Source organism: Protofrankia sp. CiP1_Cm_nod2 (assembly GCF_920664355.1).
Taxonomy (GTDB): Bacteria; Actinomycetota; Actinomycetes; order Frankiales; family Frankiaceae; genus Protofrankia.
Genome location: NZ_CAKKTL010000299.1, coordinates 1 through 5,591, shown reverse-complemented (window position 1 = coordinate 5,591; position 5,591 = coordinate 1). Strand labels below are relative to the sequence as shown.

4 protein-coding genes are annotated in these 5,591 nt (G+C 74.3%); all 4 read right to left on the bottom strand.

The annotated features are described in order from the left end of the window. Positions 1 to 1,514, bottom strand: a 1,514-nt coding sequence (locus NBW84_RS22070) for a biotin/lipoyl-binding protein (protein WP_250287060.1), incomplete at its 3' end; no start/stop codon positions are given. Between the two features lie 189 nt (positions 1,515 to 1,703). Next, a complete protein-coding gene (locus tag NBW84_RS22065) occupies positions 1,704 to 2,936 on the bottom strand; it encodes an ABC transporter permease (RefSeq protein WP_250287057.1) in 1,233 nt (410 codons plus the stop codon). Further along, a complete protein-coding gene (locus NBW84_RS22060) occupies positions 2,933 to 3,838 on the bottom strand; it encodes an ABC transporter ATP-binding protein (RefSeq protein ID WP_250287055.1) in 906 nt (301 codons plus the stop codon). Before NBW84_RS22060 ends, NBW84_RS22065 begins: the two co-directional genes overlap by 4 nt. 3 nt (positions 3,839 to 3,841) lie before the next feature. Further along, entirely contained in the window at positions 3,842 to 5,182 is a 1,341-nt protein-coding gene (locus NBW84_RS22055) for an efflux RND transporter periplasmic adaptor subunit (RefSeq protein WP_250287053.1), read from the bottom strand. Positions 5,183 to 5,591 lie beyond the last annotated feature (409 nt).

Below are 5,591 nucleotides of genomic sequence, written 5' to 3'. Positions count from 1 at the left end.
GCGCTACCCGCGCCACTCGCACGCGAGCCGCCCGCGCCACCCGCACGCGAGCCGCCCGCGCCGCCGGTGCCCGAGCCGCTCGCAGCGGACCGGCCTGTCGTGTCGCCCCCAGCCGTACCGCCAGGCACGGCGCCCCCGGCTGCCGTGCCGCCAGGCGTGTTCCGATCGCCGCCGGTAGCCGTCCCTGTTCTCCCGTTCGTGGTGCTCCCGTTTGTGCCGCCGGTCTCCGTCCCGGCTCCGGTCGGCCCGGACGACGGTCGGCCCGCGCCCGCATCCGGGTTCGCCCCGGTGCCTGGAACCGCTCCCAAGCCCGGGCTCGCTCCCGTTCCCGGGCTTGGGCCTGCCCCGGTGCCCGAGCCTGCTCCGCTGCCTGGGCTCGCGTCCGGCTGCCGCCCGGAGGACGGCCCAGGATGCTGCTGCCCTCCCGGGACCTGGGCCAGCAGTTGCGTGACCGCGGCGTCGAGGGCCGCTATGTCCGCCGCGACCGCGCGCAGACGCTCGTTGAGCGCCTCCTGCTCGGCGAGGACCTGCTGGAGCAGCGCCGCGCAGTCCGTGCCGTCGAGCGCCGGGCCGCTGGCCGCTGGTGTCGCGGCCGCTGGTGTCGTGGCCGCCGCCGGTGCCGTGGCCGTCGCGGTGGACGAGTGCAGGGATGCGGAGGTCGCGGTGCCCGCGCCCGGGCCCCCGCCGCCGGGCACGGCAGCGGATGCCGACGCCCCCGGAGCACCACCCCCACGCTGGTGATCTCCGCTCTGGTGCAGGCCGTCCAGGAACGACTGGCACACCGACTGTTCGTGGGCGACATCGGCCTTGATCTGGGACAGCATCGTGTCGGCGGCATGCTGGTCGGCCAGCAGCCGCTGCTGATACTGCTTGACGAGATCCTCGGCCGGACCCGCCGCCCCGGTCGCACCCGTGCCGTCGGCGGCCCCGGCCGGTGGTGTGCCGGCCGTGCCCCCGCTCGCCGTTACCCGGCTCGCATCCCGCACCTGGCGCACATCCTGGGCGCCGGCCCGGCGCGAGGTGACGAACAGCGCCGTGCTGACCCCGCCGGCCCCGGCCGATACCGATGCCGGTGCCGCGGCGGATGCCGGTGCCGATGCCGATGCCGCGGCGCCTGCGGTCTGGCTGGCCTGGTCGGCGGCGAGCCTCGCCTGCGCCGAGGCGAGCGCGGACCGGGCGTTGTCGACCGCCGCAGCCAGGGCGGTCGTGTCGAGCTCGGCCAGCACGTCACCCGTCGTAACATGCTGACCCGCCGTCACGGCGACCCTGGTCACCCGTCCGCTGACGGGGAAGCTCACCGCTGCCTGGCTGACGGCCGTCACGGTGCCGGTGGAGTTCAACGTCGCCTCGACGTTGCGGTGGGTGACCGTGGCGGTCCGGTAGGACGGCCCGCCCGAGGCGGCCGTGGCGGCGAGAACCCCGCCGCCGGCCCCGCCTGCGACGACGATGACGGCGACCACCGTTGCCCGGCGGCGCAGCCGCTGCCGCCGGGCGCGTGCGGTCCGGTCAGCCATTGGCGCTCTCTCCGGCGCGGGCGGGCTCCTGGGCGGGGATCGATACCGGCCCTGTCGCTTCGGGCCGGTGCGGGCCGGGTAGGTGCGGGCTGGGCCGGTGCGGGCCGGGGAGGGTTGGTTCGGGCACGGTGGGCTCGTTTTCCTGATCGTGGCCCCGGAGGCGGGACAGGGCCGGGCGGTGGCGGGTCGTCATTCGCTGCGCAGCGCGTCGATGGGGGCCAGCCTGGCCGCCCTGCTGGCCGGGTAGACGCCGAACCCAACCCCGATCCCCATCGCGACGACGATCGCGCCGACGGTCGCGGGGAGCGAGACGTCGATCCGCTGGGAGATCAGGTGGGGGAGCACCGCGTCTCCCAGCAGCCCGAGGGCGGCGCCGGCGAGCCCGCCGGCCAGGCCGAGGATGGACGCCTCCACCAGGAACTGGCGTCTGATCACCCGAGGTGGCGCGCCCAGTGCTTTGCGCAGGCCGATCTCTCGGATGCGTTCGGTGACGGAAACCAGCATGATGTTCATCACGCCGATGCCACCGACCAGCAGCGAGATCGCGGCGATCCCGCCGAGCAGCACGGTGAGCGTCCGGTCCACCGAGGTGGCGGCGGCCAGGATGGACCGCTGGCTGGCGATGGTGAAGTCGGCGGCGGCGGGTGTGCTGACGCGGTGCAGCGCCAGCAGCGTGCTGGTGGCCTCCTGGTGGGCGGCGGACAGCGTCCGGGCCGACGACGCCTCCAGGTAGATGCTCTGCACGGAGGCGCGGGCCGCGCCGCCGAACACCCGGTTCGCCGCGGTGCTGATCGGCATGATCGCCTGGTCGTCCTCGTTGGCCGTGGCGGACGAGCCGGCCGCCGTGAGCGTCCCGACCACCTGCGTGGGGACCCCGGCGACCGCCACGGTGGCGCCGACGGGGTCGCGGCCGCCGAACAGCTGTTCGGCGGTGCTGGCGGCGAGCACGACGACCGCGGCCTGGGCGGCGACGTCCTGGCTGGTCAGGAAACGGCCGGAGGCGATCTTGCGGGCCCGGACCGACAGCCAGTCAGGGGTCGTCCCGACGACCGTGGTGGTCCAGTTCGACGTGCCGGCCGTCAGCGGCAGGCTGCGCTGGCTGGCCGGCGCGACCGCGGCGATGTCCGGGGCGACGTCCTTCGAGGCCAGTGCCTCGGCGTCGTGCATGGTCAGGGTCGAGGCCGAGCCGAAGCCGCCGCGGATGCCGTCGCTGCTGGTGGCGCTGCCCGGGGTGACCACGAGCAGGTTGCGGCCCAGGGAGTCGATCTGGTCACGGACCTGGTTCTGGGCACCCTGGCCGAGACCCACCGTGAGGATGACCGCGGCGATGCCGATGAGAATCCCGAGGACGGTCAGGGCTGAACGGGACCGGTGTGTACGTACCGCGTCGAAGCCAATGCGTATTGTCTCCATCCAGCTCACGGGCGGATCTCCCAGGTGAGCCGGGCCGCATCGCCGTGGGCTGTCCTCCCGGGCCCGCGCTCGGAGCCGGGGCCGTCACCGGAGCCGGAGCCGGGGCCTGGTCGGGCAACGGCTCCGAATCCGGCGCTGGCCCCGAATCCGACGTCCCCGGGCTGGTCGGCGTCACCGCCTGGATGATCCAGGCTGGTGTCGTCCTGGATGCCGCCGTCCCGGATGCGCACCACCCGGCTGGCGGTGGCGGCGACCTCGGGCTCGTGGGTGATGAGCACGATCGTGCGGCCGGACGCGTGCAGCTCGCCGAGCAGGTCGAGCACGTCCTGGGTGGACGCGCTGTCGAGGTTGCCGGTCGGTTCGTCGGCGAGGATGAGCGCGGGGTCGGTGACCAGCGCCCGGGCGACGGCGACCCGCTGCTGCTGGCCGCCGGAGAGCTCGTTCGGGCGGTGGGCGATCCGGTCCCCCAGGCCCACCCTCTCCAGCGCCTCGACCGCCCGGACGCGACGCCGCGCCCGCCCCGTCCCGGCGTAGCACAGCGGCAGTTCCACGTTGCGCCACGCGGACAGGGCGGGAAGCAGGTTGAACTGCTGGAAGACGAAGCCGATCCGCCAGTTGCGGATCTCGGCGAGATCGTCCTCGGACATCCGGGCGACGTCCTCGCCGGCAAGGCGGTAGTGGCCCGAGGTGGGTATGTCGAGGCAGCCGAGAATGTTCATCAGGGTCGACTTGCCCGACCCGGACGGGCCCATGATCGCTATGTACTCCCCCTCGGAGATGCGCAGGTCGACACCGCGCAGCGCGTCGACCTCGATGGCGCCGGTCCGGTAGGTCTTGCGGACGTCGTCGAGTTCGATGACGGGTGCCGGGCCGGCCGGCGCCCCGGCGTGGAGTGCTCCGCTCTCGGCCACGGCTCAGCCCGCCCCGCCGCCGCGGACGCCCCCGCCGAAGCCGGCGCCACCGCCGCCGAACCCACCGCCGCCGCCGGCACCGCCACCGAAGCCGGCACCGCCGCCACCGAAGCCGGCACCGCCACCGAACCCGCCGGCACCGCCGCCACCGAAGCCGGCACCGCCGCCGGAACGGCCGTTCGAGACCTCCCTGCCGCCACCGGCGCGTCCGGCGGAGGCCGTCTCGGGCAGCAGCACCATGTCACCGGCCGCCAGCCCGTCAGTGATCTGCGTGACGCCGCCGGAGCTCACCCCGACCGTCACCGCCCGGGGCACCTGCCGGCCCTCGACCAGTTGGTACACCTGCGCCTGGGCGCCGTTGTAGTGCAGGGCCGCGGTCGGCACGGTCAGGACGTCGGTGAGCTGCCGGACGATGATCTGCACCTGCGCGCTGGCCCCGAGGTGCAGCCCCGTCGGGGTCCCGGCGACGTCGATGGTGACCGGGTACACCGCGACGCCCGAGGCCGTCCCCGAAGCGGCCCCCGAGCTCTGGGCCGGCAGCAGGCCGACAGTGGTGACCGTTCCGGACAGCGTTGTGGTGGCGCCGTTCGGGACGACAACCGCCTGGTCCCCCTTCTTGATCTCGCCGATCTGGGTGTCGTCGACGTTCGCCGCGATCGTGTAGCCGTCCGAGCCGACCACCACCACCTGCGCGGACGAGGCCGACGCCGCGCTGGTCGAGGCGGAGCCCGCCGCGCTCCCGCCGCCGCCCCCGTTCCCGCCGCCCGTCCCGCCGGAGGCGGTCGTCCCGCCACCGGAGACCTGCTGGCCGACGGTCAGGCTGACGGCCGCGACCGTGCCGGCTATCGGTGAGGTCAACGTCGTCTGGGACAGCGCCTGCTGGGCCGCGGCCAGCGCGTTGCGCGCGGCGGTGACGGCCTGGTTGTCGGCGTTCACCTGCGCGTCGGACGCCCCGGCGCTGCGATCCGCGGACAGCTTGGACTCGTTGTTGGCCACGGTGGCCTCGGCCTGGGCGACCGAGGCCGCCAGCGCCGCCGAGTCGATCGTGGCCAGCGCCTGTCCGGCCATGACCTGCTGGCCGACGGTGACCGCGACGCCGGTGACCCGGCCGGACACCCCGAAGGTCAGATTGGCCTGGTGGGCGGCCTGGATGACCCCGGTGGCCGGAACCGTCTGCCGGATCGTCCCGGGGCCAGCCGCCACCAGCCGCGGGCCGCTGCCGCCGGCGGACGAGGAGACCGCCAGGCCGATCGTTATGGAACCCGCCGCGATCACGACGGCAGCCACCGCCGTGAGGGCAAGCGTCCTGCGCCCGATCCGTGGGCGCGCACGCCGTACCTGCATCCACTCCTCCGAAAGCCCCGGTGAACGGGGCGGATCCACCTGTGTCCCCGGTCGGCCGGAGAGCATACGATCACGGGTTTCCGCATGCCCGGACGGCCTGCCGGAGACACCGGAACAATCACGGCCGGTGCTGGTCGCGAGCGGTTCCCGACCGGGACCAACGTGCCTTGAGCCTCGCGGAGAAGTCTTGGTGTTTACTGAGGAAATCCGGTGGAATTCCTGATCGTGACTTTATCTGACGATGATATTCTGACCGGCGTCCGCTGGTTGTCGAATTGTTTGGCTGGCGCGTCCGCCAATGGAGGTTCCCGGCGACGGCGCGGTGCCGCGGCGGGCTCGCTCGCTGATCGCGGCGCGGGCCCGCGTACGTTCCCGCCGCCGGCCCGGCCTCGGCGGTCCGTCGCGCCGG